The organism is Actinoplanes aureus (assembly GCF_015704865.1).
In the GTDB taxonomy this organism is placed as follows: Bacteria; Actinomycetota; Actinomycetes; order Mycobacteriales; family Micromonosporaceae; genus Actinoplanes; species Actinoplanes aureus.
Genome location: NZ_JADQTO010000004.1, coordinates 158,188 through 183,684, shown reverse-complemented (window position 1 = coordinate 183,684; position 25,497 = coordinate 158,188). Strand labels below are relative to the sequence as shown.

Below are 25,497 nucleotides of genomic sequence, written 5' to 3'. Positions count from 1 at the left end.
GGGTCAGCGGCGGACCACCCGGCGCGGGCGGGTGGCGCGGGCCTGGGTGAACGCCTTGAGCGACTTGGACCGGTAATCGCGTCCCAGCATGACGGCGACCCAGTAGCCGATCAGCGTGCCGGCGATCGCGCAGCCGGAGTAGAGCCAGATTTGGGCGAAGAAGTCGCCCGCGCCGCTGGCGAACGGGCCGCTGCCGCTGAGGAACGGGCCGACCAGGACCGTCAGCAGCATGCCGCCCAGCGCGCCGAAGCCGATGTCCGGCAGCCACCTGCTCGGCCGCTCCCGCTGGGCCCGGACGAACGTGAGTGCGCCGAGGGCCAGTGCGATGAGCGCGAACATCACGATCGTCGCCCGGTTCTGCGCGGTGGCCGAGTCGTCGAAGGCGAACCGGACCACCAGGCGGGCCACCGCGTTGATCGCGAACAGTGCGACCGCCAGCACCGTGATCCGGAACCAGCGCTGCTCCCTCATCTTCATCCTCCGCTTTGCCGAAATGCGAAAACCGTGGCCGGGATCGTAGCGCCACGGACACGCGTGGTGCTCGATCTCCCGGCCATCTTCGCGGATGGCGCGCGAGGATTCCTAGACGCTGCCTGAGAGTCGCCTGTCAGTCGGGCGCAGGATCATCCGGTACGAGTAGACGGCGAAGGTCAGGCTCCCCACCAGGATCGTCACGAGAGCCACCCAGTTCGTCGCGCCGATCAGGTAGTCCCCCTCGGCGGTCCGGGTGCCGGCGGCGGCCAGCATCAGCAGCGTCCAGAGTGCCCACGGCGGACCGAGCGCCCACCGGCGGCCGGTGGTGGTCACCGCGAACCAGCTGATCGCCAGGTTAGCCGCGACCGCGATCGGGATGGCCAGCGGAATCGCCGCGCCGCTGCCGCTCCACGGCGACCGGCCGGCGAAGAGCTGCCCGAAGCCGCCGCTGCGCAGAGCGGTCAGCTCCAGCTCGATGAAGGCGGTGACCACGGTGGCCAGGATCGAGACGACGACACCGCCGATGCGGATGACGGTGTCCCAGCCGGCCCAGGCCTGCCGCGGCGCCGTCTCGGCAACCGGTTCGGTAATCGGCTCGGTCATGGGCTCGGTCATCGGCTCGTCGTGTCCGCGGCCAGCGTCCCGGTGATCTTCAGGCCGCTGAACAGGTCGTCCTCCCACTGGAACGGGCCCGAGCCGGGGCCCCGCTCGCCCTTGGCGAGCGTGTAGTACTCCACGCCCATGAACTCGCCGCCGAAGTCGCCGGCAATCCCGTACAGCCAGGAGTTGTCCGGGATCTGGGTGGCGTGGGCGCGCATCGCCGCGGTCTTCTTCGCGTGGTGGTCGGTGCCGTCGATGCAGGCGGCGATCTCCTCGTCCGGCGTGCCGAACGGCAGATCCTCCACCTTCTCCACCTCGGCGAACGGGTTGGCCTCCGACTCGCGGAAGGCGTCCATCCCGTTGCGCATCACGCTCAGCGGCATCGCGTTCCAGTAGATCTTGGTGGGTGCGTCCGCGCCGGCCAGCTCGGCGGCCCGCATCGCGACCCGGTGGGCCTGGATGTGGTCCGGGTGGCCGTAAAAACCGTTCTCGTCGTAAGTGATCATGACCTGCGGGCGGACCTCGCGGATGATCTCGACCAGGTGGGCGGCGGCCTCGTCCAGGTCGGCCCGCCAGAACGCCCGCGGGTGGTCGTTGGTCGGCAGGCCCATCATGCCGGAGTCGCGATAGCGGCCGGCGCCGCCGAGCATCCGGTGATCGGTCACGCCGAGCGCGGCGCAGGCCCGCTGCCACTCCACCAGCCGGTAACCGCCGAGCTGGTCGGCCTGGCCGGCGGCGAGCTGTGCCAACTCGGGCACGTGGATCTCGCCCTCCTCGCCGAGGGTGCAGGTCACCAGGGTCACGTGGGCACCGGAGGAGACGTAGTGCGCCATGGTCGCGCCGGTGCCGATGACCTCGTCGTCGGGATGCGCATGAACCAACAGCAGTCGGCGGGCGGGCAGCTCTTCGCTAGCGGTCACGGCCGATACTGTACGCGCGACCACCGACCAGTTCGCTCGACGAGCCCACGGTTTGCCCCGCGCGAGACCGTCTTGATCAGCGATGCTGTGGACGTGGAGTACCCGCACACCGTGAGGATCGGCGCCGACGGCGAACGGCTCGTCTTCCTCCGCTCGTCAAGCCTCTGGTTGTTCGAGACGGCCGCCGGCTCCGAGCGTCTGGTCGCGGCGGGGCCGGTGGACTCGTACGCGATCGACCGCGACGCCCGCGTGGCCGCCTTCGCCCGTTCCGGCGAGCTGTTCCGCGCCGACCTCGTCGCCGGCACCGTCACCGCGATCCCGACCGCCGGGCCGGTTCACGACCCGCGCCCCGACCCGGCCGGGCGCGACATCGGCTACATCACTGACCCGTACGGCTCGGCGGCGCTGCGCGTGGCCGGACCGGACGGCGACCGGCTGCTCGCCGGCGAACCGGGGAACGCCTGGCGCGAGCACGGCGGCACCATCTCCTGGGGGATGGCCGGGACCGGCGCCGCCGAGTTCGGGCGGACCCGGGGCTGGTGGTGGGCACCGGACGGCGGCCAGATCCTCGCCGTACGCACCGCCAAGTCGGCCAGCCTGCACCTGCTGGACCTGGACGACGGCTGGGTCGACGTGCACTGGGACCGGGAGACCTATCCCTATCTGGCGCAGGTCCGCTGGCACGGCGGCGGCCCGCTGATCACCGTGCTGCGCCGGATGCAGCAGCACGGCCTGGTCCTCTCGGTCGACCCGCGGACCGGGGAGACCCAGGTACACGCCGAACTCGCCGACGCCCGCTGGGTGGAGCCGATCCCCGGCACACCACGGCATCTGCCGGACGGCCGGGTCCTGGTCGGCGGCGAGCTGGCCCACGACGGATTCGACGCGCGCTGCCTCTTCGCCGACGGCAGCCTGCTCACCCCGCCCGGGCTCTACGTCCGCCGGGTGGCCGGCACGCTGCCCCGGGAGGACGGGCCGGCCGGTTCACCGGACCTGATCGTCGAGGGCAACCTCGGTGATCCGGCGGCCCGGGAGGTGTTCCGGGTGCGTACCTCGCTGGGCGGGGGCGGGCCCGAGGTGAGCCGGATCCCGGTCCGCTGCGGACCGCACGGGGTCACCGTCGGCGGGGGCCTGCTGGTCGCCGGGGAGCAGGTCTGGCGTGGTGACACGCGGGTGGCGACGCTGCGGTCGTACGCGCCGGAGCTGACGTATCGCCCGGAACCGGTGTTCGAGCGGGTGACCGACCGGAGGTTGCCGGCCGCCGTGCTCTATCCGACCGGCTTCGTGGCCGGAACCCGGCTCCCGGTGCTGGTCACCCTGGGCGACGGCCCCGGACACCAGCAGGTGGTCGCGGACGCCGCGGCGTGGCAGGAACGACAGTGGTGGGCCGACTCCGGCTTCGCCGTCGTCAGCATAGATTCCCGGGGTACGCCCGGAGTCGCGCCGAGCTTCGAGAAGGCGGTGCACCGGCGGCTCGCCGACCTGGTCCTGGCCGACCAGGCGGACGCTCTGAACGCGCTCGTCGGCAAGCATCCCGACCTGGACCTGACCCGGGTCGCGGTACGCGGACACGGGCTCGGCGGCTGGCTGGCCGCCCTCGCCGTGCTGTGGATGCCGGAGGTGTTCCACCGTGCGGTGGCCCGCGAGCCGGTGATCGACTGGACCCGGCTGCCGGCTCCGATCGCCGAGCGATATCTCGGCGACCCGCACGATTCCGCGGACGTGTACGCCCGCCACAGCCTGGTCGAGGCCGGCTCGTCTCCGGCGGTTCTGCTGGTCGGGGCCACCCTGGCAGGCTTCAGGTCGGTCGCGGCGGCCACACCCGCCGAGGAGCTGGCCTTTTTGCATAGTCACGATGCGGAGGCCGCCTGACAGGTGCCGCTACGGCTCACCGATCCCGTGGTGGCGACCATCGACCCGGCGGACTTGCTTCCACCGCGCTGAACTTGTCGCACCTGCCGCTTAGGGTCGGTTCATGAGCCACTTCGAGGAGGCGGGCGCGGCGGTGCAGGCCGCGCTCGACGCCGGCGCCCGCTATGCGGACGCGCGCGTCATGGTGCGGCGCACGGAGACGATGTCGGCCCGCGACGGTGTCGTGGAGGATCTCGGATCCGACGAGAGCGCGGGGATCGGTGTGCGGGCGCTGGTCGGCTCCGGCTGGGGCTTCTACGCCGTGCCGGATCTGTCCGAACCGGCCGCCCGGGCCGCCGGCCGGCGGGCCGCGGAGATCGCCGCGGCCAGCGCCACAGTGCCCGGCCCTCCGGTCGAGCTGGTGCCGGGCAAGGCCGTGGTCGCCAGCTGGTCCAGCGACTGCGTGATCGACCCGCTCGGGGTTCCGCTGTCCGGCAAGGGCGACCTGCTGGTGCGGGCCACCACCGCGGCGAAGGACGCGGGTGCCGACATGGCCGAGGCCAACTACTCGATCTGGGACACCCGCAAGTGGTTCGTCTCCAGCGAGGGACACCGCATCGACCAGCACATCCGGGAGTGCGGCGCCGGGGTGGAGGCGAGCGCGTTCGGCGACGGGGAGATCCAGCGGCGGTCCTGGCCGTCCTGGCGCGGCCAGTTCGGCACCCGGGGGTGGGAGCTGGTCGAGGAGCTGGACCTGGTGGGCAACGCGCCGCGGATGGCCGAGGAGGCGCGGGCGCTGCTGACCGCGCCGCTGTGCCCGTCCGGCGAGACCACCCTGGTGCTCGGCAGCGAGCAGCTGGCCCTGCAGATCCACGAGTCGGTGGGGCACGCCATCGAGCTGGACCGGATCCTCGGCTGGGAGGCCGCCTTCGCCGGGACCAGCTGGCTGGACCTGAGCCGGCTCGGTTCGCTGCGTTACGGCTCGGAGCTGATGAACATCACGATCGACCCGACCTTCCCGGGCGGGCTGGGCAGCTTCGGCTTCGACGACGAGGGCACCGCGGCCGCCAAGCGGTATGCGGTGCGTGACGGCATCTGGGTGGGCGTGCTGGCCGGGCGGGACTCGGCGGCGGTCGCCGGGCTGGACTACGCGGGCAGCGTCCGCTCGGACGGCTGGTCCCGGCTGCCGATGGTGCGGATGACCAACGTCGGCCTGGAGCCCGGCCCGCACACACTGGACGAAATCATCGCGGCCACCGACGACGGCGTGTTCATGGACGTCAACCGGTCCTGGTCGATCGACGACCGCCGGCTGAATTTCCAGTTCGGCTGCGAGCTCGGCTACGAGATCAAGAACGGAAAGCTGGGCCGGATGCTGCGCAACCCGACCTACACCGGGATCGGCCCGCGGTTCTGGCAGTCGATGGACATGCTCTCCTCCGAGACCACGGCCTGGGGCACGCCCAACTGCGGGAAGGGCCAGCCCGGCCAGATCGGGCACACCGGTCATCCCGCGGCGCCGGCCCGGTTCACGAACGTACGGGTGGGGGTGCACGGATGAGCGAGCGTGCGAGCGAGTTCGCGGAGGTGGCGGCATGAGCGCCGAGCTGGGGATCGCGACCCGGGTCATCGAGCTGGTCCGCGAGGTGGCGGGCCGGGCCGCGGAGGCCGAGGTCGTCGTGCGGCACGACGCCCAGGCACTGACCCGCTTCGCGAACTCGATGATCCATCAGAACGTGGCGGACGCGACCACCGGCGTGCGGCTCCGGCTGCATCTGGACGGACGCACCGCGAGCGGCTCCACCACCGTGACCGATGCAGACGGTCTGCGCGCCCTGGTGGCGCGGACCGTGGCGGCCGCCGCGGTGAGCCCGCCCGACCCGGCGTGGCCGGGTGTGATCCGCCCGGCGGCGCTGCGCGTCTCGGCCGCTCATCCCGGTTCCGGTGAGCGGTCCGGGTTGGCGTTCGGTTTCGACGAGGCCACCGCACGGGCCACCCCGGCCGAGCGGGCCGAGCGGGTGCGCGACTTCGTGCAGGCGGCCGGCGGCCTCGAGACGGCCGGCTACTGCCGGACCGTCTACGTCTCAGCCGCCTTCGCCAACACCGCCGGTCAGGCGGTCGAGGGGCGGACGGCGGAGGCGGCGATGGACGGCATCGCGCGTGTCGGCGGGGCCGACGGAGTGGCTCGGCTGGCGTCGTGCCGGCTGGCCGATCTGGACGGCGCGGTGCTCGGCGCGCGGGCCGCGGCGAAGGCCCGGGCCGCCCGGCAGCCGGTCGAGCTCCCACCCGGGGAGTACGAGGTGGTCCTCGAGCCGGACGCGGTCGCCGACCTGCTGGAAAATCTTGCGACGTTCGGGTTCAACGGCAAGGCGTATGTGCAGCGGCAGTCCTTCGCCGAGCTCGGGGTGGAGCAGTTCGATCCGTCGGTGACCATCGTGGACGAACCGCTGGGCAGCCGTGGCGAGCCGGCTCCCGGCCTGCCCTTCGACGACGAGGGCACCCCGCGCCGGTCGCTGGTCCTGGTCCGGGACGGGGTGACCACCGCGGTGGCGCACGACCGGACGTCGGCCGCGCAGGACGGCACGGAGTCGACGGGGCACGCCTCCGCGGTCTCCCGGTCGTGGGGACCGCAGGCGACGCACGTGCGCCTGGAGGCGGCGGAGCGGCCGGCCCCGCTCGCCGAGGTCGCCGAGGCTGACGGCGCCGGGCCGATCGCCGAGTCGGCCCGGCCGCTGGTCGCCCGGATGCGCCGAGGGCTGCTGGTCACCGACCTCTGGTACACCCGGGTGCTCGACCCGAAGAGCCTCGTGGTGACCGGGCTCACCCGCAACGGCGTCTGGCTGGTGGAGGACGGCGAGATCGTCTCGGCCGTCGGTGGCCTCCGGTTCACCCAGTCCTATCCGCAGGCGCTCGGCCCCGGCCGGGTGCTCGGCATCGGCGCCGAGTCGGTGCTGCTGCCGCAGTCGTGGGGCCGCGCGCGGTACGCGGCTCCGGCCCTGCATCTGGCGGGCTGGAACGTCACCGGCAACGCCTCCGGGTGAAAGTGACTCGGTCGCCCAGAAAGATCCACTAACTCATCGGTGACCGTCTTTGCGGGCCGGGATGATCTTTTTGTGACGCGCAGGGGATCCCGGCCCGCGAAGTGTCGGACCTTCGGCGTAACGTGTGCCCCACATCACTGTCGCTTGGCGACGGCTGACGTGGGGCACCCGTGTGCCCTGTGGCAGTCGCCGGCGCACCTGAGACGGCACTGTCAGGGAGATGGAATGACGACGACGGCAACGACGCCGGGCGGCAGCCGGGCACGCGCGGCGATCGCGGCGAAGACGCTGCGTACCGACCGCTGGTGGCTCGCTCCCCTGGTCACCTTCGTCGGGCTGGCGGCCTGGGTCACCTACGCCACGGTCCGGGTGTTCATGCACCAGTGGTTCTTCGTGGACGACTACCACTATCTGACGCCGTTCTATTCACCCTGCCTCACCGACGTCTGCGGTGACGCGGCGATGTTCGGCACTCCGCTCCCCAAGTTCTTCCTGATCCCGGAAGCGGCCTTCAGCCTGCCGTTCCTGCTGCTCTTCCGGCTGACCTGCTACTACTACCGGAAGGCGTACTACCGGTCGTTCTGGCTGTCACCGCCGGCGTGCGCCGTGCCGGACGGGCACAAGCGCTACTCCGGTGAGACCCGCTTCCCGCTGATCTTCCAGAACGCCCACCGGTACGCGTTCTACGCCGCGGTGATCATCTCGTTGATCAACACCTGGGACGCGGCGGTGGCGCAGGCGACCGGGCTGGGCCTCGGCAACGTGATCCTCTGGGTGAACGTGATCCTGCTCTGGGCGTACACGCTGTCCTGCCACTCCTGCCGGCACATCGCGGGCGGCCGGCTCAAGCACTTCTCGAAGCATCCGGTGCGGTATCGCTTCTGGACCTTCGTCTCCAAGCTCAACACCCGGCACATGCAACTGGCCTGGATCACTCTCGGCACGCTGGCCCTGACCGACTTCTACATCATGGGTCTCGCCGCCGAGTGGTACTCCGACCTGCGCTTCATCAACTGAGGGCGGCCACCATGACCACGATCGAACGACACCTGTACGACGTCGTCGTGATCGGCGCCGGCGGCGCCGGTCTGCGCGCGGCGATCGAGGCCCGGCTGGCCGGCAAACGAACGGCGATCATCTCGAAGTCGCTGTTCGGCAAGGCACACACGGTGATGGCCGAGGGCGGCGCCGCCGCCGCACTGGGGAACGTGAACAGTCGCGACAACTGGATGGTGCACTTCCGGGACACCATGCGCGGCGGCAAGTTCCTCAACAACTTCCGGATGGCGGAGCTGCACGCCAAGGAGGCGCCGGAGCGGATCTGGGAGCTGGAGACGTACGGTGCGCTCTTCGACCGGACCAAGGACGGCCGGATCTCGCAGCGCAACTTCGGCGGCCACGAGTACCCGCGGCTGGCGCACGTCGGCGACCGGACCGGGCTGGAGCTGATCCGGACCCTCCAGCAGAAGATCGTCTCGTTGCAGCAGGAGGACTACGCGGAGACCGGGAGCTATGAGTCCCGGATCCGGGTCTTCCAGGAGACCACGATCACCGAGCTGCTGCTCGACGGCGACCGGGTGGCCGGCGCGTTCGGGTATTACCGGGAGTCCGGCGAGTTCCTGCTCTTCGAGGCGCCGGCCGTGGTGCTGGCCACCGGCGGGGTCGGCCGCAGCTACAAGGTCACGTCGAACTCCTGGGAGTACACCGGCGACGGTCACGCGCTGGCACTGCGCTCCGGCGCCACGCTCATCAACATGGAGTTCCTCCAGTTCCACCCGACCGGCATGGTCTGGCCGCCCAGCGTGAAGGGCATCCTGGTCACCGAGTCGGTCCGCGGTGACGGCGGGGTGCTGCGCAACTCCGAGGGCAAGCGGTTCATGTTCGACTACGTCCCCGACGTCTTCCGCAAGCAGTACGCGGAGACCGAGGAGGAGGCGGACCGCTGGTACACCGATCCAGACAACAACCGCCGCCCACCCGAGCTGCTGCCCCGTGACGAGGTGGCCCGGGCCATCAACAGCGAGGTCAAGGCCGGCCGGGGCAGTCCGGCCGGCGGGGTGTTCCTGGACATCGCCAGTCGGATGCCGGCCGAGCAGATCATCCGGCGGCTGCCGTCGATGCACCACCAGTTCAAGGAGCTGGCCGACGTCGACATCACCAAGGAGCCGATGGAGGTCGGCCCCACCTGCCATTACGTAATGGGTGGCGTCGAGGTGGAGCCGGACACCGGCGCGGCCTTCGGCTCGGTGCTCGGGCTCTTCGCCGCGGGCGAGGTCTCCGGTGGGATGCACGGGTCCAATCGGCTCGGCGGCAACTCGCTCTCCGACCTGCTGGTCTTCGGGAAACGGGCGGGCGAGCACGCGGCGGCCTACGTGGATGCGCTCGGCGGCCGTCCGAAGGTGTCCAAGGTGGACGTCGCCGCCGCGGCCGAGGTGGCGCTGGCACCGCTGGCGCGGACCGGTGGCGAGAACCCGTACACGCTTCAGCAAGACCTCCAGGCGGTGATGGGCGACCTGGTCGGCATCATCCGCCGCGCGGGTGAGCTGACCGACGCCCTCAAGCGGCTGCACGAGCTCCGGTCCCGGGTGGCGAACGTGTCCGCGGAAGGCGGCCGCCGCTACAACCCGGGCTGGCATCTGGCCCTCGACCTGCGCAACATGCTGGTCGTCTCGGAGTGCACGGCGAAAGCGGCGCTGGAGCGCGAGGAGTCGCGCGGCGGGCACACCCGGGAGGACTACCCGAAGATGAACCCGGAGTGGCGCCGCATCAACCTGGTCTGCTCGCTCGACGAGAGCGGCGACGTGGTGCTGGAGCGCAAGCCGGTGCCGCGGATGCGAGACGAGCTGATCGAGCTGTTCGACCGCAGTGAGCTGTCGAAATACCTGACCGACGAGGAACTGGCCGAGGTGGAGGAGCACTGATGGGCACCAAACGGCGCTTCCGGGTCTGGCGGGGCGATTCGTCCGGCGGCGACCTGCGTGACTTCGAGGTCGAGGTGAACGAGGGCGAGGTGGTCCTCGACATCATCCACCGGCTGCAGGCCACCGAGGCTCCCGATCTGGCCTGCCGGTGGAACTGCAAGGCGGGCAAGTGCGGCTCCTGCTCCATGGAGATCAACGGCCATCCGCGACTGGGCTGCATGACGCGGATGTCCACGTTCGCCGAGGACGAGACCATCACCATCACGCCGTTGCGGACCTTCCCGGTGATCCGTGACCTGGTCACCGACGTGTCCTTCAACTACGAGAAGGCGCGGGAGACCCCGGCGTTCGCGCCACCGGTCGGCCTGGCACCCGGCGAGTACCGGATGCGGCAGGTCGACGTGGAACGCAGCCAGGAGTTCCGCAAGTGCATCGAGTGCTTCCTCTGCCAGAACACCTGCCACGTGGTCCGCGACCACGAGGAGAACAAGGAGGCGTTCGCCGGGCCGCGTTACTTCATCCGCGCTGCCGAGCTGGACATGCATCCGCTCGACGCCCGCGGCGACCGCAAGGAGTTCGCACAGGCCAGCCAGGGCCTCGGCTACTGCAACATCACCAAGTGCTGCACCGAGGTCTGCCCGGAACACATCAAGATCACCGATAACGCGATCATCCCGATGAAGGAACGCGTGGTCGACCGCCGCTACGACCCGCTGGTCTGGCTCGGCCGCAAGATCTTCCGCCGGGACGAGCTGGAGCCGGCCGAGTCCATGGCGCCGAGCACTTCGGGCGGCGTCACCGGCGTCGCCGCCGGCACCCCGCTCTCCAGCGCGCGCCTGCCGGAGGGCCCGCCGGTCGGGCCGGACGGGCAGATGGACATCTCCGAGATCGCGGCGCCGCTCCAGGGTGGACTGTCGCCGTTCGGTGAGGACATCACCTTCCCGTTGTCGCCGGAGCAGGTCGTCTACCACCACCCGGAGCCGGAGAAGGAGAAGTAGCCCGCCGGTAGGGTCGCCGCATGCCGAACCTCTACACGCCCGCCCTTCCGGTCGGGGCCCTGGCCGCGCTGCCGCAGCCCGTCCTCTCCCACGACGGCCTGGTGTTGCGGCCGTGGCAGGAGTCGGACGTGCGCGACGTGCTGGCCGGCTATTCGGATCCGGCGATCCAGCGGTGGCACTGCCGGAGCATGACCGGCGAGGAGGCCCAGGCCTGGATCGCACAGTGGCCCGGGCGCTGGCGCGCGGAGACCGGTGCCGGCTGGGCGGTGACCGAGGACGGTGCGGTCGCCGGGCAGATCAGCTTCCGGCGGGTGGACCTGGATGAGGGCCTGGCCGAGGTGTCGTACTGGGTGCTGCCGTCTACCCGGGGGCGGCGCATCGCGCCGAGGTCGCTCGCGGCGATCACCGGCTGGGCGTTCGGCACGCTGGGGCTGCATCGCGTGGAGTTGAACCACTCCACGGCCAACACCGCGTCCTGCCGGGTCGCCGAGCGGGCCGGCTTCCTGGCCGAGGGCGTCAAGCGCGGGGTGGCCCGGCACGCCGACGGCTGGCACGACATGCACGGCCACGCCCGCCTCGCCACCGACTGACCGCCATCCCAGCGGTGGCTAGAGCTTCCGTAGGCAGGGTCCTGGCCCACGCTCAATGCTGTCTCAACGGCCGCCAGACAGCACCCACGTTGGGCCGCACACGACCCTGACCGCGAAGGCTCTCTAGCGTGGTCCGATCGGGTCGAGGTCGTCGCTGACCAGGGCGAGCTGGGTGATGGCGACGTCTCGCCAGGCGCCGCCCTTCCAGCCGATCCGGCGGTGCACGCCGACCGGTTCGAAGCCGAACGCCGCGTGCAGGCCCAGGCTCGGCTCGTTGGGCAGGGTCGTCTTCGCCACGGCCACCCGGTAGCCGCGATCCACCAGCCGGGGCAGCAGCACCTGGTAGAGCGCGCGTCCCGCGCCGGTGCGGCGGAGGCCGGCCTCCAGGTAGACGCTCACCTCGCACGACCACCGGTACGCCGGACGGGCGGCGAACGGCCCCGCGTACGCGTACCCGATGATCTGGTCGGAAAGCTCAGCCACCAGCCAGGCGTGCGTCCGGACGGCCGCCGTGATCCGCGCCGACATCTCGGCCGTCGTCGGCGGCTCGGTCTCGAAGGTGATCGCGGTGTCCAGCACGTAGGGCCGATAAATGGCCGCGCATGCGGCCGCGTCGTCCGGGCCGGCATCCCTGATCGTCAGCATGCCGCAATAGTAGACGCAACTGCGCACTATAGTGACAGTGTGACGGACGACCTCACCCAGGAACTGGCGGCCACGCTGCGCGCCGCGCGGACCGATCGGGAGCTGAGCGTGAATGCGCTGGCCGACCGATCGGGGGTGTCCCGCGCGATGATCGCGAAGATCGAGCGTGGCGAGGCGCAGCCGACCGCCGCGCTGCTCGGCCGGCTGGCGGCGGCTCTCGGTCTCACCCTGTCCGAGCTGTTCGCGCGCACCGAGGGCGAGTCGCCGCGACTGGCCCGCCGCGCCGAGCAGACCGTCTGGGTGGATCCGGAGACCGGCTACCAGCGCCGGTCGGTCTCGCCCGCGGCGGGCTCGGTGCAGGTGGTCGAGGTGGAGCTGCCGGGCGGCGCGTCGGTCGACTACCCGGCCGACGCCTTCGCGATCGCGGCTCACCAGATCTACGTCCTGGCCGGCCGGCTCCACTTCCACGAGGGCGAGCTGCGGCACGATTTGGCGGCCGGCGACTGCCTGGAGCTCGGGGCGCCGGCGCCCTGCACCTACCGGAACCCGACCGGGGAGCCGTGCCGTTACCTGGTGATTCTCACTCCGCGCCGGCCGCGTTGAGCCACAGTTCGAGCCCGTCGAGGATGCGTTCCAGGCCGAACGCGAAGCCCTCCTGGAACGTCGCGTACGGATCCCGGTTGATCTCGTCGGTCTCCCGCCGCCACCTGTCGTAGTCGGGGTACTCACCGGCGATCTGTTCCAGATAGGGCTCGAGCTTGCGGACCACCTCCCGGGGAGCGACCCCGGCCCGCTGGAGCGACGCCGCCAGCGCCGACTCGGTGGTCGCCGACCCGACGGCGTGCGCCTGGAGCACCGCGCAGGCGTGCGACACCTCCATCCCGGTGAATCCGGCGGCGCTGAACAGGGTGACCATCCGGTTGCCCATCCGCATCGCGTTGGGCCCGAGCGTGGGACGCAGGCCGAGCTGCCCGATCACCCACGGGTGGCGCAGCAGCGCCGCCCGCATGCCGTTGGCCAGCACCGACGCGCCCATCCGCCAGCCGGTGTCGCCGGGATCCGGCACGTAGACCTCGCCGAGCACCTCGTCGACGGCCAGCTCCATCAGCTCGTCCTTGTGTGCGACGTGCCAGTACAGCGAGGTGGCGCCGGAACCGAGCCGGGTGCCCAGCCGGCGCATGCTCAGGCCCGCCGCCCCGTCCGCGTCGAGCAACTCGATCGCGGTACGCACGATCTGCTCGCGAGTCAGCGTGGGCTGGTCACCCCGGGTGCGTGGCGGACGGGTCCACACCGAGTCGGTGAAGTCGGGCATGACGTCATCCTACCGACACTCGAACACTGTACGAGTTAGGTGTACGGTGTTCGAGTCAATCGCACACCGTTCGAGAGAGGTCCACCGATGCCCGACCGGAATCCCCGCCGATGGTTGATCCTGGGCGTGCTGTGCCTCAGCCTGCTCGTGGTCGTCGTCGACAACATGGTGCTCAACATCGCGATCCCGTCGCTGATCCTCGACCTCGGCGCGAGCACCGCCGACATTCAGTGGATCATTGACGCGTACGTGCTGGTCTTCGCCGGCCTGCTGCTCACCGCCGGCAGCCTCTCCGACCGGCACGGCCGACGCCTCGGCCTGGTCTTCGGCCTGATCGTGTTCGGTGGCGCCTCGGCGCTGGCCACCATCTGCCAGACGCCCGGTCAGCTGATCGCCGTACGCGGCCTGATGGGTGCCGGAGCCGCGTTCCTGATGCCCGGCACCCTCTCCATCCTCACCACGGTCTTCGACGAGAGCGAGCGCAAGAAGGCGATCGCGATCTGGAGCTCGGTGCTGATGCTCGGCGCCCTGGGTGCGCCCACCCTCGGCGGGCTGTTGCTCGAGCACTTCTGGTGGGGCTCGGTCTTCCTGCTGAACATCCCGATCGCGATCCTCGGCATCATCGCCGCGCTGGTGATCATCCCGGAGTCCCGCGGACCGGCGAGCCGGCCCGACCTGATCGGCGCGGTCACCTCGATGCTCGGCATGACCGCCCTGGTCTGGGGCATCATCAGCGCGCCGGAGCACGGCTGGTCGTCCGCACAGACGGTGGGCGGCTTCGCGGTCGCCGCGGTCGCGCTGACGGTGTTCGGCGTCTGGGAGCGCCACACCGACGAGCCGATGCTGCCGCTCGGGCTGTTCCGCAACCGCAACTTCGCCGGATCAAGCCTCTCGATCGTGCTGCTCGGCTTCTCGGCCGGCGGCATGGTGCTCGCCCTGACCCAGTACCTGCAGTTCGTGCTCGGCTACCAGCCGCTGAAGGCGGGCCTCGCGTTCATCCCGATGCTGGTGACGGCGATGGCGTTCAACGGCGTCGGCGTCGTGGTGGACAAGCGATTCGGCGCCCGGGTGGCGATCTCGGCCGGCCTGCTCCTGATGGCCGCGGGCTTCGGCGTGCTCGCCTCGCTCAATCCCGGGGACGGCTATCTCACGCTGGCCGCCGCACTGGTGCTGATCGGCATGGGCAACGGGACAGCGGTCCCGGCCGCGGTCGGTACGTTGCTCGGCGCGCTGCCGCCGGAGCGTGCCGGGGTCGGTTCCGCGGTCAACGACACGGTGCAGCAGGTCGGCACCGCGCTGAGCGTCGCCGTGCTGGGTGCGGTGCTGACCGCCGCGTACCGCTCGGCGCTGCCGGACGAGGTCGACGGCCCGGCCCGCGAATCGATCGGTGACGCGCTCACCGTCGCGGCCGCGACCGGCGACAGCACCCTCGCCCGGCTCGCCCAGAACGCCTTCGTCGACGCCTTCTCCTTCACCGCCCTGGTCGGCGTGGCCGGCGGCATCCTGGCCGCGGTGGTGGCCGCCTCGGTGCTGCGCCCCACGAAATCGAACGTAAGTACTAAAGTGGGGGTATGACCGGGAGCTACCAGCCGTCGATCCTCGACCTCATGTCCGGGCCGGCCAGCACGCTCGAGCCGCTGGCCGGCCTGACCCGGCACCAGCTCACCGCGGGCGCCTGGGTCGACCACCTGCCCGGCTGGCTGCACGGCTCCGACGCGGTCTTCGAGACCCTGCTCGGCATCGACTGGCGCGCCGAGCGCCGCAAGATGTATGACGGCGTGGTCGACGTACCTCGCCTGCTGCGGTGGTACAGCGGTCGCGAATCCCTGCCGCACCCCGCGCTGGACGCGGCGAAAGCCGCGCTGAACAGCCATTACGCCGAGGAACTCGGCGAGGAGTTCGTCACCGCCGGCATGTGTCTGTACCGCGACGGCCGCGACAGCGTCGCCTGGCACGGCGACACCCACGGCCGCTCGGCGAAACACGACACCATGGTCGCGATCCTCTCCTTCGGCTCGCCCCGCAACCTGCTCCTGCGCCCCCGGGCCGGCGGCCACGACACGCTGCGCTTCCCGCTCGGCCACGGCGATCTGATCGTCATGGGCGGCTCCTGCCAGCGCACCTGGGAACACGCCGTTCCGAAAACGGCGAAACCCGTAGGCCCACGCATCAGCGTCCAGTTCCGGCCGGCAGGCGTCGCTTAGCGGTACGAGCCACACCTCCCACCACATCGAGCCGTCCCGCCGAGCCGCGCGATCATCTGCCCACTCCGGGCCCAGCGCGGCCGCCGGGAAACGGGCACCCGGCGCGCGCTCGGACCAACCCGGCGAACCGCCCGGAAATATCGAGGTAACAGGGGCATTGCAAGTGGTTGACGAGTCCGCCGAGAAAGTTACACTCCAAGTGTAAATAGTTGACCTTCACGCTCCACACAGGACTTCCACCGGTCCAGCGAGGTGGCTCCATGTCAACAGATCCCCCGCTCAAGGAGCTCGCGCTCCACAACATAACCGTCCGCTTCGGCGGCCTGACCGCTCTCGACGACGTCTCCCTGCGCGTGGCGCCGGGCCGGATCGTCGGGGTGATCGGGCCGAACGGCGCGGGCAAGACCACGCTCTTCAATGTGATCTGCGGCTTCGTGCCGCCCACCTCGGGCCACCTCACCCTGGACGGGCAGCCCTGGCGGCCGCGACCGCACCAGCTCAACGGCCTCGGCATCGCCCGGACGTTGCAGGGTGTCGGCCAGTTCGGCGGCATGTCCGTCCTGGAGAACGTGATGGTCGGGACACGCGGCCGGCGCGCCGAGGCGGAGGCCATGGCGGCGCTGACCCGGTGCGGTGTGGACCGCTATGCCGGCGCCCGTCCCGGAGCCCTGCCGTACGCGACTCGTAAACGGGTCGAGCTGGCCCGCGCTCTGGTCGCCAAGCCGCGCATCCTGATGCTCGACGAGCCGGCCGGCGGCCTGGACGCCGACGAGATCCAGTGGCTCGCCTCGCTGATCAAGGAGACCGGCACCACGGTCCTCCTGGTCGAACACCACATGGATCTGGTCATGTCGGTGTGCGACGAGATCCTCGTGCTGGACTTCGGCAAGCCGATCGCACTCGGTACGCCGGAGGAGATCAGCAAAAACCCCCGAGTCACCGACGCCTATCTGGGCGCTGCGGCCTGATCGGCCGGTTCCTTCCGTTTCCGCCACGGATCAACTCGGCCGCCGCATTCGACGGCCGGGCGGCCCGCACGGCAACAACACCACACCGCACGAATAAGCCGGAGCTCGCACCTTTCGCGGACCGGCTGGCTCAGCCATACCCGCGAAACCGCACGAAACGACGCTCCGGAGAAGGAGGAACGCCGATGGTCACGCGTACCCCGGCAACGGCAGGAGACACCGCATGAGCAGCGCACTGCTGGAGGTCGAGGGCCTCACCGCCGGGTACGGTGCGGCACCCGTCCTGCACGACGTGAACCTGACCGTCCAACCCGGAGAGATCGTCGCGGTGCTCGGTGCGAACGGGGCCGGGAAGACGACGCTGCTGCGTACGCTCTCCGGCCTGGTCCGCAGCACTGGCGGCAAGGTCGTCTTCGACGGTGTGGACCTGCGCGGCACACGGGTCGAGCAGATGGTGCGCCGCGGCATCGGGCACGTCCCGGAGGGCCGGGGCGTGGTCACCGAGCTGACCGTGGACGAGAACCTGCGACTCGGCGGGCTGTGGCGCAAGGACCGGGCGGAGGCGAAGAAGGCCCTCGACGAAGTGTACGAGCTGTTTCCGCCGCTGGCGCAGCGACGGACGTTCGCCGGCCATCAGCTCTCCGGCGGCGAGCGGCAGATGCTCGCTCTCGGCCGCGCGCTGGTCGGCAGGCCCAGGCTGCTGCTGCTCGACGAGCCGTCGCTGGGCCTCGCGCCGAAGGTGACCGGCCAGATCATGGCGCTCCTGCGGGACCTGCGGGAACGCACCGGCCTGGCGGTTCTCCTCGTGGAACAGAACGTTCGCAGCGCACTCTCCATCGCCGACGAGGGCGTGGTGCTGGCCCTCGGCCGGGTGGTGGTCCGCAACAAGGCGGCGACGCTGCGCGACGACGCCGACCTCCGTCACGCATACCTGGGATTCTGATGAACGAGTTCATCTATCTGACCTTCGACGGGCTGAGCCGGGGCGCGGTGTACGCCGCGTTCGCGCTGGCCCTGGTGCTGATCTGGCGTGCCGCCCGGATCGTCAACTTCGCGCAGGGCGCGATGGCGGTGGCGGCGGTCTACGTGGCCTACTCGGTGACGAACGCGACCGGCTCGTACTGGCTGGGCTTCGTGGCGGCCATCGTGACCGGTCTGGTGCTCGGCGTCACGGTCGAGCGGGTGGTGATGCGGTTCGTGGACCACTCGTCACCGCTCAACGGGGTGGTCGTGGCGCTCGGCCTGGTGCTGGTGATCCAGGGTGTGCTCGGCATCTTCTACGGCAACGAGTTCCTGCCGGTGGCGGCGCCGTTCAGCCGGGACGCCTTCGAACTGGGCGGGGTGGCGGTGCTCTCCCGCTACGACTTGTTCGTCTTCGTCGCGGTGGGCGCGGTGGTCGCGGCACTCACCCTGCTGTTCACGCGTACCCCGGTGGGTCTGCGGATGCGGGCCGCGGCGTTCGCGCCGGACGTCTCCCGGCTGCTGGGTGTCTCGGTCGGCGGGATGCTGACGCTCGGCTGGGCGCTGGCGGCGGCGGTCGGCTCGCTCGCCGGGATGCTGGTGGTCCCGACCGAGCTGGGCCTGCATCCGACCGCGATGGACGTGGTCTTCATCTCGGCGTTCACGGCCGCGGTGGTCGGCGGCCTGGACAGCCCGATCGGTGCCGTGGTGGGCGGGCTCATCGTCGGACTGCTGCTCTCCTACGTCAGCGGTTACGTCGAGCCCACGGTCGCCCCGATGGCGGTCCTGCTCCTGCTCGTCGTGGTGCTGCTGGGCAAGCCGGGCGGTCTTTTCTCCAGCTCGAAGGCGAGGGTGGCATGACCGACATCAAGCAGAAGCAGAAGTCGGGTGCGCCCGTACCGGATCTGGCTGCTCCGGTGTCTGCCCGCCGGCGCCGGATCCCGGCGATCCTGGTGATCGTGGCCGGCGCGGCCCTGGTGCTCGCGCTGACTTACATGCTGCCGCCGTTCCGTAACTATCAGCTCGCCACGGTCGGCGCCTACCTCTGCGTCACCGCCGGCCTGACCGTCCTCACCGGACTGAACGGGCAGCTCTCGCTCGGGCACGGCGCGCTGATGGCGACCGGCGCCTACACGCTCGCGCTGGCCCAGAACAAATGGCTCAACCTGCCGTTCAGCTTCCTGCTGGCGATCGTGGTGACCACCGCGGTGGGTGCGGTGATCGGCCTGGCCGCGGCCCGGTTGCGCGGGCCCTATCTGGCCGGCCTGACGCTCGCCGTGGCGATCGTGGTGCCGTCGGTGACCAGCACGTTCGACGAGACGTTCAACAGCGACCAGGGCCTGTCGGTGGTGCTCGATCCGCCGCCGGGAACCATCCCGATGGAACGCTGGCAGGCCTGGCTGTGCTGGGCGGGTGCGCTGGTCACGGTGCTGGCGCTGGTCCTGCTGGTGCGCGGCCGGTTCGGGCGGGACATGCGGGCGGTACGGGACGACGAGACCGCGGCCAAGCTGGCCGGGATCAACGTCGCGCGTACCCAGGTCCTGGCTTTTGTGGTGAGCGCGGCCTGCGCCGGCCTGGCCGGCGCCCTGTTCGCCTTCCTGGCGCAGAGTGTCTCTCCGGGGGCTTTCCCGCTGACGCTCTCGCTCTTCCTGGTCATGGCCATTGTGATCGGCGGGCTGGGGAGCCTGTTCGGCGCGCTCTGGGGCGCGTTGCTGCTGGTCATCCTCCCCACGCTCTCTCAGTCGCTCGCCGAGGAGGCCGGCTCGCACCGGCTCGAGGGCAACCTCGCCCTGGTGGTCTTCGGCGTGGTGCTCGTCGTCGTCATGCTCGCCGCCCCCGGCGGCCTCGCATCCATTCGATTCACGCGTTTGTTTAGGAGGAACCGATGAAACGAACCGCGACCGCGCTTCTCGCGGCCGTCGTGTTGTTGGCCGCGGGCTGCAGCGACGACGGGGGTGGCGGGAGCAGTGGCAGCGCCGACGTCCCGGGCGTGACCGACACCGAGGTGGTGGTCGGTACGCACATGCCGCTCACCGGCCCGGCAGCCGCCGGTTACTCGAAGATCGCGCCGGCCACCAAGGCGTACTTCGACTTCGTGAACGCCAACGGCGGCATCCACGGCCGCAAGATCAGTCTCAAGGTCAAGGACGACGGCTACAACCCGGCGAACACCCAGACCGTGGTGCGCGAGCTGGTCCTGCAGGACAAGGTCTTCGCGATCCTGAACGGCCTGGGCACGCCCACGCACACCGGCGTGCTCGACTTCCTCAAGACCAACCGGGTGCCGGACCTCTTCGTGGCCAGCGGCAGCCGCAGCTGGAACCAGCCGGACAAGTATCCGGGCACGTTCGGGTTCAACCCGGACTACACGGTCGAGGGCAAGATCCTGGCCACCTACGTCAAGGAGAACCTGGCCGGCAAGAAGGTCTGCTTCCTCGGCCAGGACGACGACTTCGGCCGGGACAGCCTGGCCGGCATCGAGAAGATCCTCGGCCCGGTGGCGGCCAAGCAGAGCTACGTGACGAGCAACCCGAACGTCGGCCCGCAGATGGGCGCGCTCAAGGCGGCCGGCTGCCAGGTGGTCATGCTGGCCACGGTGCCCGGTTTCACCGCGCTGTCGATCGGCACGGCTGCGAAGATCGCCTTCAAACCGCAGTTCGTGGTGAGTAACGTGGGCGCCGACCCGACGACCGTCGGCAAGGCCCTGGGTGCCGCCGCGCCGCTGATGGAAGGCGTGGTGGCGGCCAACTACCTGCCGCTGACCACCGACGAGGCCAACCCGTGGATCCAGCTCTACAAGAAGGTCAACGCGGAGTACAACGGCAACGCCGAGTTCGACAACAACATCGTCTACGGCATGTCGGTGGCGTACCTGTTCGTGCAGTCTCTGCAGGCCGCGGGCAAGGACCTGACTCGCGAGGGGATCATCGACGCGGTCAAGAAGAACGGCTTCCAGGGCCCGGGTCTGGTCCCGCTGCGGTTCTCCGACACGGACCACTCCGGGTACGGCGGAACCCAGCTCACCAAGATCGAGGGCGGCAAGGCGGTGTTCTTCGGGACCCCGTACACGACCGACGACAAGGACGCCCCGGTCGCGCCGCACACCGCGCAGGCCGTGACACCGCCGCAGAACGGCGTGCCGGCCGCGTAATATCTGCACCCTCTATGCAAATTCAAGGAAAGGTTGGGCGATGGCAGACCAGGTAGCAATCGTGACCGGTGCGAGCCGAGGAATCGGGTTCGCCATCGCCCAACGCCTGATAGCTCAAGGGGCCCGGGTCGCCGTCACCGGTCGTGACGCCGAAGCACTCGAGGCCGCCGTCAAGGAACTCGGCGGCTCCGAGGTGGCGATCGGCGTCGCCGGCAAGGGCGACGACCCGGCACACCGCGCCGCCGTGGTGGACGCGGTACGGGAGAGGTTCGGGCCGGTCACCACTCTGATCAACAACATCGGGATCAACCCGGCGTACGGGCCGCTCGCCACGCTCGACCTGAACGCCGCCCGCAAAATGGCCGACGTCAACCTGATCGGCACGCTCGGCTGGGTGCAGGAGGCGTTGCGCGGCGGCCTGGGTGAGACCGGTGGCTCGATCGTCAACATCTCCTCGGTCTCCGGGGTCCGCCCGGCACCCGGAATCGCCTTCTACGGCACCACCAAGGCGGCACTGATCCACCTCACCGAGGAACTCGCCGTCGAACTGGCCCCGAAGATCCGGGTCAACGCGGTCGCACCGGCGGTCGTGAAGACGCGGTTCGCCACGGCCCTCTACGAGGGGCGCGAGGAGGAGGTGGCGGCCACGTATCCGATGAAGCGGCTCGGCGTGCCCGAGGACGTCTCCGCCACGGTCGCATTCCTCTGTTCGCCGGAGGCGGGCTGGATCACCGGACAGACCATCGTCATCGACGGCGGCGTCACCCTGACCGGGTCGGTTCAGTGAAGCGGGTAGTGGTCACCGGCGCCGGCGGCGGGATCGGGGCCGCCCTGGCCCGCCGGTTCGCCGCCGACGGCGCCCGGGTCGTGGTCAACGACCTGAACGGCGACGCCGCGCGGACGGTCGCGGACGAGATCGGCGGGATCGCGGTGCCCGGGGACGCGGCCAGTGAGGACGACGTCCGGAACCTGATCGACACCGCGTGGGCCGAATTGGGCGGGATCGACCTGTTCTGCTCAAACGCGGGCGTGCTGTCGTCCGGCGACGAGAACACGCCGGACGAGCAGTGGCAGCGCGACTTCGGGGTCAACGTGATGTCGCACGTCTACGTGAGCCGGGCGCTGCTGCCCCGCTGGCTGGACAGCGGCGAACCGAAGCGGCTGCTGATCACGGTGAGCGCGGCCGGGCTGCTGACCCTGCTGGGCAGTGCGACCTACTCGGTCACGAAGCACGCCGCCCTGGCGTACGCGGAATGGCTGCGCGCGACGTACGCCCATCGGGGTTTGATCGTGCAGGCGTTGTGCCCGCAGGGCGTGCGCACCGACATGCTGACCCGAGGCAACGCCCGCGGCAGCGGCAGCGCCGCGCTGCTCGCCGAGGGCGCGCTGGCGCCCGAGGCCGTCGCCGACCTGGTCGCCGAGTCCCTGGACGGCACCGGGTTCCTGATCCTCCCGCATGCTGAGGTGGCGGACTACTACCGCTTGCGTGCGGGCGATCCGGACCGTTGGCTGGGTGGCATGAACAAACTGCAGCGCGGCTTCGAGCAGGGGCAATCGGCATGAAGGGTCTGGACCTGGCGAGGCTCCAGGCCTATTTGGACAGTCCGCCGCTGACCGCGACGATGTTCGCCGGTGGGCGCTCCAACCTGACCTACGCGGTCACCGACGGGACCAACCGCTGGGTGCTGCGGCGACCGCCGCTCGGGCACGTGCTGCCCACCGCGCACGACATGGGGCGCGAGCACAAGGTGTTGGCAGCGTTGTCCGCGGCCGGCTTCCCGGTGCCCAGCCCCGTGCTGCTCTGCACCGACGTCGACGTTATCGGGGCACCGTTCTACCTGATGGAGCATGTCGACGGGAAGATCTACCGGGAGGCCGCCGATCTCGAGCAGATCGACCTCCATGCGCTGACGCTGACCCTCGTCGACACCCTCGCCGACCTTCACTCGCTGGATCCGGTGGCGATCGGCCTCGGCGACTTCGGGCGTCCGGAGGGCTTCAACGAGCGGCAGGTGCGCCGGTGGAAGAAGCAGCTCGACGCCTCCCGCAGCCGCGAGTTGGCCGGCATCGAGGAGTTGCACGCCCGTCTCGCCGTGGACATCCCCGCGGGCGGGCCAGGTGCCGTGGTGCATGGCGACTTCCGCTTGGACAACGTGCTGGTAGGTTCCGACTTATCGGTAAAATCGGTGCTCGACTGGGAAATGTCGACATTGGGTGACCCGCTCAGCGACCTCGCCCTGATGCTGGTCTACGCCGGTCGCCCGCTGCTCTTCCGGGACGGCGAGCCGGTCGCCCCGATCGACCTGCCCGGCCATCCCTCGCTCGACGAGATGGCCGCCCGGTACGCCGAACGCAGCAAACGCGACGTCGGCGACCTGCACTGGTACGTGGGTTTCGCCGCTTTCAAGCTCGCCGTCATCCTCGAGGGCGTGCACTACCGCTACACCAAGGGTCAGACGGTCGGCACCGGCTTCGACACCATCGGGGCGATGGTCCCGGTCCTGATCGAGCAGGGCCACCGAGCGCTGGAAGGACACTGATGGACTTCGAGTTCGACGCGAAGACCGAGGACTATCGCAAGCGGCTGCTCGCCTTCATGGATGAGCACATCTATCCGGTCGAATCGGAATTCCACACGGACGGCTGGGAGCCGCCCGCTGTGCTCTCCTCTCTCAAAGAAAGAGCCAAGGAAGCCGGCCTGTGGAACCTCTTCCTGCCGGGTGAGCACGGCGCCGGCCTGACCAACCTGCAGTACGCCCCGCTCGCCGAGATCACCGGCCGCAGCCCGGGCGTCGCCCCACCCGCGCTGAACTGCGCCGCCCCGGACACCGGCAACATGGAGGTCCTCGCCGAGTTCGGCACGCCCGAGCAGCAGGAGAAGTGGCTCAAGCCGCTGCTGGCCGGCGAGATCCGCTCGGCGTTCGCGATGACCGAGCCGCAGGTGGCCTCCTCCGACGCGACGAACATCGGCACCCGGATCGAGCGGGACGGTGACGACTACGTCATCAATGGCCGCAAGTTCTACATCACCGGCGCGATGAACCCGAACTGCAAGATCTTCATCGTGATGGGCAAGACCGACCCGGACGCCGCCCGGCACGTGCAGCAGAGCCAGATCCTGGTCCCTCGCGATACTCCCGGCCTGACCGTCAAACGCGGCATGACGGTGATGGGCTACACCGACGGCGACCACGGCGGGCACGCCGAGCTGATCTTCGAGAACGTACGCGTACCGGCCTCGAACCTGATCGGCGAGGAAGGCGGCGGTTTCGCCATCTCCCAGGCGCGTCTCGGCCCGGGCCGGATCCACCACTGCATGCGGCTGATCGGGATGGCCGAGCGGGCCCTGGAGCTGATGTGCACACGGGCCCTGTCCCGGAGCACGTTCGGCAAGACGATCGCCGAGCAGGGCGTCATCCAGGACTGGATCGCCGAGTCTCGGGTCCGCATCGAGCAGGCCCGCCTGCTGGTCCTGAAGGCCGCCTGGCTGATGGACACGGTCGGCAACAAGGGCGCGCACACCGAGATCCAGGCCATCAAGATCGTGGTGCCGTCCACCGTGGAGTGGATCCTCGACAAGGCGATCCAGACGCATGGCGCGGCCGGCCTGAGCCAGGACACCCCGCTCGCCGGGCTCTGGGCGAGCGCACGCATGCTGCGCCTCGCCGACGGACCGGACGAGGTGCACAAGCGCTCGCTGGCGCACCGCGAGCTGAAGCGTTACCGGAGCGGCTCGTGACCACACCGCCCCGCGTCGACGGTCGCACCGCACGGTCGGAACGGACCCGCAACGCGATCGTCGACGCCCACCTCCAGCTGATCAGGGAGGGCGACCTGCGCCCGACCGCCGATCGGATCGCCAAGCTGGCGGGCGTGTCGTTGCGTGCCCTGTGGAGCCACTTCGCGGACATGGAGGCGCTGATGACCGCGAGTGGTCAGCGCGTCCTGGAACAGCGGGACGCCTCCTACCGGCCCGTCCCGGCGGATCTGCCGCTGACCGAGCGGATTGAGGCGTACTGCCGGCAGCGTGCCCGCCTGCTGGAGGAGATCGGGCCCGCGGCGCGGGCCTCCGCGCTGAAGGAGCCGTTCAGCGCCGGATTGCAGCGCTATCGCAAGTTGCACGTCGCCCGGGTACGCGATGAGCTGACCACCACCTTCGCCGCGGAGATCGGCAGCGACGACGACCTGCTGAACGCGCTGACGTCGATCAGTCAGTGGCCGACCTGGGCGACCTGGCGGGAGTCGATGGACCTGCCGGTCGAGGCCGCGCAGGCCGCCCTCAGCCGCAGCGTCACCGCTCTGCTGGCCGCGAGTTCCGCAGCCGGATCCCGCTGAAGCCGACGCTGCTCCTGACGACCTGATCCCAGAACGGCCACAGGTTGTCCAGCAGCCGCAGCTGGATCCCGGCTCGGGCGTGGCATTCGAGCAGGTCACCGACCGGTTCCGGGGCGCACAGCGGCTCCACCGGTTCGATGGCCACCTGGGCGTGCTCCCCGAACGGCCGGAAACGGTCGGCGGGGAGCCGGTAGGCGTACAGGATCGTGGTTCTCATCGCCTCCAGCCAGGCGTACTCGATAGCGTGCACCCGCTCGCCGCACCCGGCGCCGATGATGCGGTCCCGGTCCGCCTCGGTGGTCTCCGGCCGCACCCAGGCCATCGCCCGCGGGCATTGCCGGGGGAACCAGTAGTCAGGTGCCCGGTCGCGGTCGACGGCCCAGACGTAGGCCTCGGGTTGCTGCGCGGTAGCCGCCACGTGCGGCACGAAGCGCGTGATCGACGAGTCCTCGGAGAAGTGCAGAACCTGTCCGGCCGCTGGTCTCATTCCTGTGATGGTGCCGCACGGCGCGGGCCAGGTCCGCCTC

The 25,497-nt window shown here is 70.3% G+C and carries 26 protein-coding genes; 20 read left to right on the top strand and 6 right to left on the bottom strand.

The genetic code is table 11. The features are described from left to right. Positions 1 to 3: 3 nt before the first annotated feature. From I4J89_RS09620 to mshB, 3 genes are all read right to left on the bottom strand, one after another. Positions 4 to 471, bottom strand: a complete 468-nt coding sequence (locus I4J89_RS09620; protein ID WP_196413525.1) for a hypothetical protein — start codon at positions 469 to 471, stop codon at positions 4 to 6. Positions 472 to 582: 111 nt separating this feature from the next. After that, positions 583 to 1,089, bottom strand: coding sequence for a hypothetical protein (locus I4J89_RS09615; protein ID WP_230858645.1), 507 nt, complete (start codon positions 1,087 to 1,089; stop codon positions 583 to 585). Next, positions 1,086 to 1,994, bottom strand: a complete 909-nt coding sequence (gene mshB, locus I4J89_RS09610) for an N-acetyl-1-D-myo-inositol-2-amino-2-deoxy-alpha-D-glucopyranoside deacetylase (protein WP_196413524.1) — start codon at positions 1,992 to 1,994, stop codon at positions 1,086 to 1,088. Before mshB ends, I4J89_RS09615 begins: the two co-directional genes overlap by 4 nt. A 72-nt stretch (positions 1,995 to 2,066) precedes the next feature. On the opposite strand from mshB, the gene I4J89_RS09605 reads away from it, so the two are divergent. The 7 genes from I4J89_RS09605 (at position 2,067) to I4J89_RS09575 (ending at position 11,395) form a co-directional block, all read left to right on the top strand. Continuing rightward, the gene (locus tag I4J89_RS09605; RefSeq protein ID WP_230858644.1) at positions 2,067 to 3,866 is read left to right on the top strand and encodes an alpha/beta hydrolase family protein; all 1,800 of its coding nucleotides are present in this window, start codon (positions 2,067 to 2,069) and stop codon (positions 3,864 to 3,866) included. 103 nt (positions 3,867 to 3,969) lie between these two features. Then, on the top strand, positions 3,970 to 5,406 hold the full coding sequence (locus tag I4J89_RS09600; RefSeq protein WP_196413522.1) for a TldD/PmbA family protein: 1,437 nt from the start codon (positions 3,970 to 3,972) through the stop codon (positions 5,404 to 5,406). Positions 5,407 to 5,440: 34 nt separating this feature from the next. Continuing rightward, the gene (locus I4J89_RS09595; protein WP_196413521.1) at positions 5,441 to 6,886 is read left to right on the top strand and encodes a TldD/PmbA family protein; all 1,446 of its coding nucleotides are present in this window, start codon (positions 5,441 to 5,443) and stop codon (positions 6,884 to 6,886) included. A 225-nt stretch (positions 6,887 to 7,111) separates the two neighbouring features. Next, positions 7,112 to 7,903, top strand: a complete 792-nt coding sequence (gene sdhC / locus I4J89_RS09590; protein ID WP_196413520.1) for a succinate dehydrogenase subunit SdhC — start codon at positions 7,112 to 7,114, stop codon at positions 7,901 to 7,903. Between the two features lie 11 nt (positions 7,904 to 7,914). Beyond that, a complete protein-coding gene (locus I4J89_RS09585) occupies positions 7,915 to 9,807 on the top strand; it encodes a fumarate reductase/succinate dehydrogenase flavoprotein subunit (protein ID WP_196413519.1) in 1,893 nt (630 codons plus the stop codon). Further along, positions 9,807 to 10,805, top strand: a complete 999-nt coding sequence (locus I4J89_RS09580; RefSeq protein ID WP_196413518.1) for a succinate dehydrogenase/fumarate reductase iron-sulfur subunit — start codon at positions 9,807 to 9,809, stop codon at positions 10,803 to 10,805. The genes I4J89_RS09585 and I4J89_RS09580 overlap by 1 nt, the downstream gene beginning before the upstream one ends. Before the next feature lie 20 nt (positions 10,806 to 10,825). Further along, positions 10,826 to 11,395, top strand: a complete 570-nt coding sequence (locus tag I4J89_RS09575) for a GNAT family N-acetyltransferase (RefSeq protein ID WP_196413517.1) — start codon at positions 10,826 to 10,828, stop codon at positions 11,393 to 11,395. A 123-nt stretch (positions 11,396 to 11,518) separates the two neighbouring features. Here I4J89_RS09575 and I4J89_RS09570 read toward each other — a convergent pair whose 3' ends face one another. Then, on the bottom strand, positions 11,519 to 12,040 hold the full coding sequence (locus I4J89_RS09570) for a GNAT family N-acetyltransferase (RefSeq protein WP_196413516.1): 522 nt from the start codon (positions 12,038 to 12,040) through the stop codon (positions 11,519 to 11,521). Positions 12,041 to 12,079: 39 nt separating this feature from the next. Between I4J89_RS09570 and I4J89_RS09565 the strand changes: the two genes are divergently transcribed. Continuing rightward, on the top strand, positions 12,080 to 12,643 hold the full coding sequence (locus tag I4J89_RS09565) for a helix-turn-helix domain-containing protein (RefSeq protein WP_196413515.1): 564 nt from the start codon (positions 12,080 to 12,082) through the stop codon (positions 12,641 to 12,643). On the opposite strand, the gene I4J89_RS09560 is transcribed toward I4J89_RS09565, so the two are convergent. Next, on the bottom strand, positions 12,621 to 13,352 hold the full coding sequence (locus I4J89_RS09560) for a TetR/AcrR family transcriptional regulator C-terminal domain-containing protein (protein WP_196413514.1): 732 nt from the start codon (positions 13,350 to 13,352) through the stop codon (positions 12,621 to 12,623). The two genes, I4J89_RS09565 and I4J89_RS09560, sit on opposite strands and share 23 nt — an antisense overlap. A gap of 87 nt (positions 13,353 to 13,439) precedes the next feature. On the opposite strand from I4J89_RS09560, the gene I4J89_RS09555 reads away from it, so the two are divergent. From I4J89_RS09555 to I4J89_RS09500, 12 genes are all read left to right on the top strand, one after another. Further along, positions 13,440 to 14,927, top strand: a complete 1,488-nt coding sequence (locus tag I4J89_RS09555; protein WP_196413513.1) for an MFS transporter — start codon at positions 13,440 to 13,442, stop codon at positions 14,925 to 14,927. After that, positions 14,924 to 15,556, top strand: a complete 633-nt coding sequence (locus tag I4J89_RS09550; RefSeq protein WP_196413512.1) for an alpha-ketoglutarate-dependent dioxygenase AlkB — start codon at positions 14,924 to 14,926, stop codon at positions 15,554 to 15,556. Before I4J89_RS09555 ends, I4J89_RS09550 begins: the two co-directional genes overlap by 4 nt. Before the next feature lie 260 nt (positions 15,557 to 15,816). Then, positions 15,817 to 16,524 carry an ABC transporter ATP-binding protein gene (locus I4J89_RS09545; protein WP_196413511.1) on the top strand — a complete coding sequence of 236 codons (708 nt, stop codon included), beginning with the start codon at positions 15,817 to 15,819 and terminating at the stop codon, positions 16,522 to 16,524. Between the two features lie 223 nt (positions 16,525 to 16,747). Beyond that, complete coding sequence (locus I4J89_RS09540) at positions 16,748 to 17,467, top strand: ABC transporter ATP-binding protein (RefSeq protein WP_196413510.1); 720 nt, start codon at positions 16,748 to 16,750, stop codon at positions 17,465 to 17,467. Then, positions 17,467 to 18,345 (top strand): branched-chain amino acid ABC transporter permease, encoded by an 879-nt coding sequence (locus I4J89_RS09535; protein ID WP_196413509.1) that lies wholly within the window; start codon positions 17,467 to 17,469, stop codon positions 18,343 to 18,345. Before I4J89_RS09540 ends, I4J89_RS09535 begins: the two co-directional genes overlap by 1 nt. After that, positions 18,342 to 19,373: a branched-chain amino acid ABC transporter permease gene (locus tag I4J89_RS09530; protein WP_196413508.1), complete on the top strand. Its 1,032-nt coding sequence runs from the start codon at positions 18,342 to 18,344 to the stop codon at positions 19,371 to 19,373. Before I4J89_RS09535 ends, I4J89_RS09530 begins: the two co-directional genes overlap by 4 nt. Next, entirely contained in the window at positions 19,370 to 20,635 is a 1,266-nt protein-coding gene (locus I4J89_RS09525) for an ABC transporter substrate-binding protein (protein WP_196413507.1), read from the top strand. The genes I4J89_RS09530 and I4J89_RS09525 overlap by 4 nt, the downstream gene beginning before the upstream one ends. Positions 20,636 to 20,675: 40 nt before the next feature. Continuing rightward, positions 20,676 to 21,422, top strand: coding sequence for an SDR family oxidoreductase (locus I4J89_RS09520; protein ID WP_196413506.1), 747 nt, complete (start codon positions 20,676 to 20,678; stop codon positions 21,420 to 21,422). Further along, positions 21,419 to 22,198, top strand: a complete 780-nt coding sequence (locus I4J89_RS09515; protein ID WP_196413505.1) for an SDR family oxidoreductase — start codon at positions 21,419 to 21,421, stop codon at positions 22,196 to 22,198. The genes I4J89_RS09520 and I4J89_RS09515 overlap by 4 nt, the downstream gene beginning before the upstream one ends. Beyond that, positions 22,195 to 23,175, top strand: a complete 981-nt coding sequence (locus tag I4J89_RS09510; protein WP_196413504.1) for a phosphotransferase family protein — start codon at positions 22,195 to 22,197, stop codon at positions 23,173 to 23,175. The genes I4J89_RS09515 and I4J89_RS09510 overlap by 4 nt, the downstream gene beginning before the upstream one ends. Beyond that, complete coding sequence (locus tag I4J89_RS09505; protein WP_196413503.1) at positions 23,175 to 24,374, top strand: acyl-CoA dehydrogenase family protein; 1,200 nt, start codon at positions 23,175 to 23,177, stop codon at positions 24,372 to 24,374. Before I4J89_RS09510 ends, I4J89_RS09505 begins: the two co-directional genes overlap by 1 nt. Beyond that, positions 24,371 to 24,970 carry a TetR/AcrR family transcriptional regulator gene (locus tag I4J89_RS09500; RefSeq protein ID WP_196413502.1) on the top strand — a complete coding sequence of 200 codons (600 nt, stop codon included), beginning with the start codon at positions 24,371 to 24,373 and terminating at the stop codon, positions 24,968 to 24,970. The genes I4J89_RS09505 and I4J89_RS09500 overlap by 4 nt, the downstream gene beginning before the upstream one ends. Here I4J89_RS09500 and I4J89_RS09495 read toward each other — a convergent pair. Continuing rightward, positions 24,927 to 25,457: a DUF6886 family protein gene (locus tag I4J89_RS09495; protein WP_196413501.1), complete on the bottom strand. Its 531-nt coding sequence runs from the start codon at positions 25,455 to 25,457 to the stop codon at positions 24,927 to 24,929. The genes I4J89_RS09500 and I4J89_RS09495 overlap by 44 nt on opposite strands. Between the last annotated feature and the right edge of the window lie 40 nt (positions 25,458 to 25,497).

What these genes read in the sequence shown, in the direction of transcription:
- I4J89_RS09620 (WP_196413525.1), bottom strand. Translation starts at nt 471, where the DNA reads ATGAGGGAGCAGCGCTGGTTCCGGATCACGGTGCTGGCGGTCGCACTG.
- I4J89_RS09615 (WP_230858645.1), bottom strand. Translation starts at nt 1,089, where the DNA reads ATGACCGAGCCCATGACCGAGCCGATTACCGAACCGGTTGCCGAGACG.
- I4J89_RS09600 (WP_196413522.1), top strand. Translation starts at nt 3,970, where the DNA reads ATGAGCCACTTCGAGGAGGCGGGCGCGGCGGTGCAGGCCGCGCTCGAC.
- I4J89_RS09595 (WP_196413521.1), top strand. Translation starts at nt 5,441, where the DNA reads ATGAGCGCCGAGCTGGGGATCGCGACCCGGGTCATCGAGCTGGTCCGC.
- sdhC (WP_196413520.1), top strand. Translation starts at nt 7,112, where the DNA reads ATGACGACGACGGCAACGACGCCGGGCGGCAGCCGGGCACGCGCGGCG.
- I4J89_RS09585 (WP_196413519.1), top strand. Translation starts at nt 7,915, where the DNA reads ATGACCACGATCGAACGACACCTGTACGACGTCGTCGTGATCGGCGCC.
- I4J89_RS09580 (WP_196413518.1), top strand. Translation starts at nt 9,807, where the DNA reads ATGGGCACCAAACGGCGCTTCCGGGTCTGGCGGGGCGATTCGTCCGGC.
- I4J89_RS09575 (WP_196413517.1), top strand. Translation starts at nt 10,826, where the DNA reads ATGCCGAACCTCTACACGCCCGCCCTTCCGGTCGGGGCCCTGGCCGCG.
- I4J89_RS09570 (WP_196413516.1), bottom strand. Translation starts at nt 12,040, where the DNA reads ATGCTGACGATCAGGGATGCCGGCCCGGACGACGCGGCCGCATGCGCG.
- I4J89_RS09560 (WP_196413514.1), bottom strand. Translation starts at nt 13,352, where the DNA reads ATGCCCGACTTCACCGACTCGGTGTGGACCCGTCCGCCACGCACCCGG.
- I4J89_RS09555 (WP_196413513.1), top strand. Translation starts at nt 13,440, where the DNA reads ATGCCCGACCGGAATCCCCGCCGATGGTTGATCCTGGGCGTGCTGTGC.
- I4J89_RS09550 (WP_196413512.1), top strand. Translation starts at nt 14,924, where the DNA reads ATGACCGGGAGCTACCAGCCGTCGATCCTCGACCTCATGTCCGGGCCG.
- I4J89_RS09545 (WP_196413511.1), top strand. Translation starts at nt 15,817, where the DNA reads ATGTCAACAGATCCCCCGCTCAAGGAGCTCGCGCTCCACAACATAACC.
- I4J89_RS09540 (WP_196413510.1), top strand. Translation starts at nt 16,748, where the DNA reads ATGAGCAGCGCACTGCTGGAGGTCGAGGGCCTCACCGCCGGGTACGGT.
- I4J89_RS09535 (WP_196413509.1), top strand. Translation starts at nt 17,467, where the DNA reads ATGAACGAGTTCATCTATCTGACCTTCGACGGGCTGAGCCGGGGCGCG.
- I4J89_RS09530 (WP_196413508.1), top strand. Translation starts at nt 18,342, where the DNA reads ATGACCGACATCAAGCAGAAGCAGAAGTCGGGTGCGCCCGTACCGGAT.
- I4J89_RS09525 (WP_196413507.1), top strand. Translation starts at nt 19,370, where the DNA reads ATGAAACGAACCGCGACCGCGCTTCTCGCGGCCGTCGTGTTGTTGGCC.
- I4J89_RS09520 (WP_196413506.1), top strand. Translation starts at nt 20,676, where the DNA reads ATGGCAGACCAGGTAGCAATCGTGACCGGTGCGAGCCGAGGAATCGGG.
- I4J89_RS09510 (WP_196413504.1), top strand. Translation starts at nt 22,195, where the DNA reads ATGAAGGGTCTGGACCTGGCGAGGCTCCAGGCCTATTTGGACAGTCCG.
- I4J89_RS09505 (WP_196413503.1), top strand. Translation starts at nt 23,175, where the DNA reads ATGGACTTCGAGTTCGACGCGAAGACCGAGGACTATCGCAAGCGGCTG.
- I4J89_RS09495 (WP_196413501.1), bottom strand. Translation starts at nt 25,457, where the DNA reads ATGAGACCAGCGGCCGGACAGGTTCTGCACTTCTCCGAGGACTCGTCG.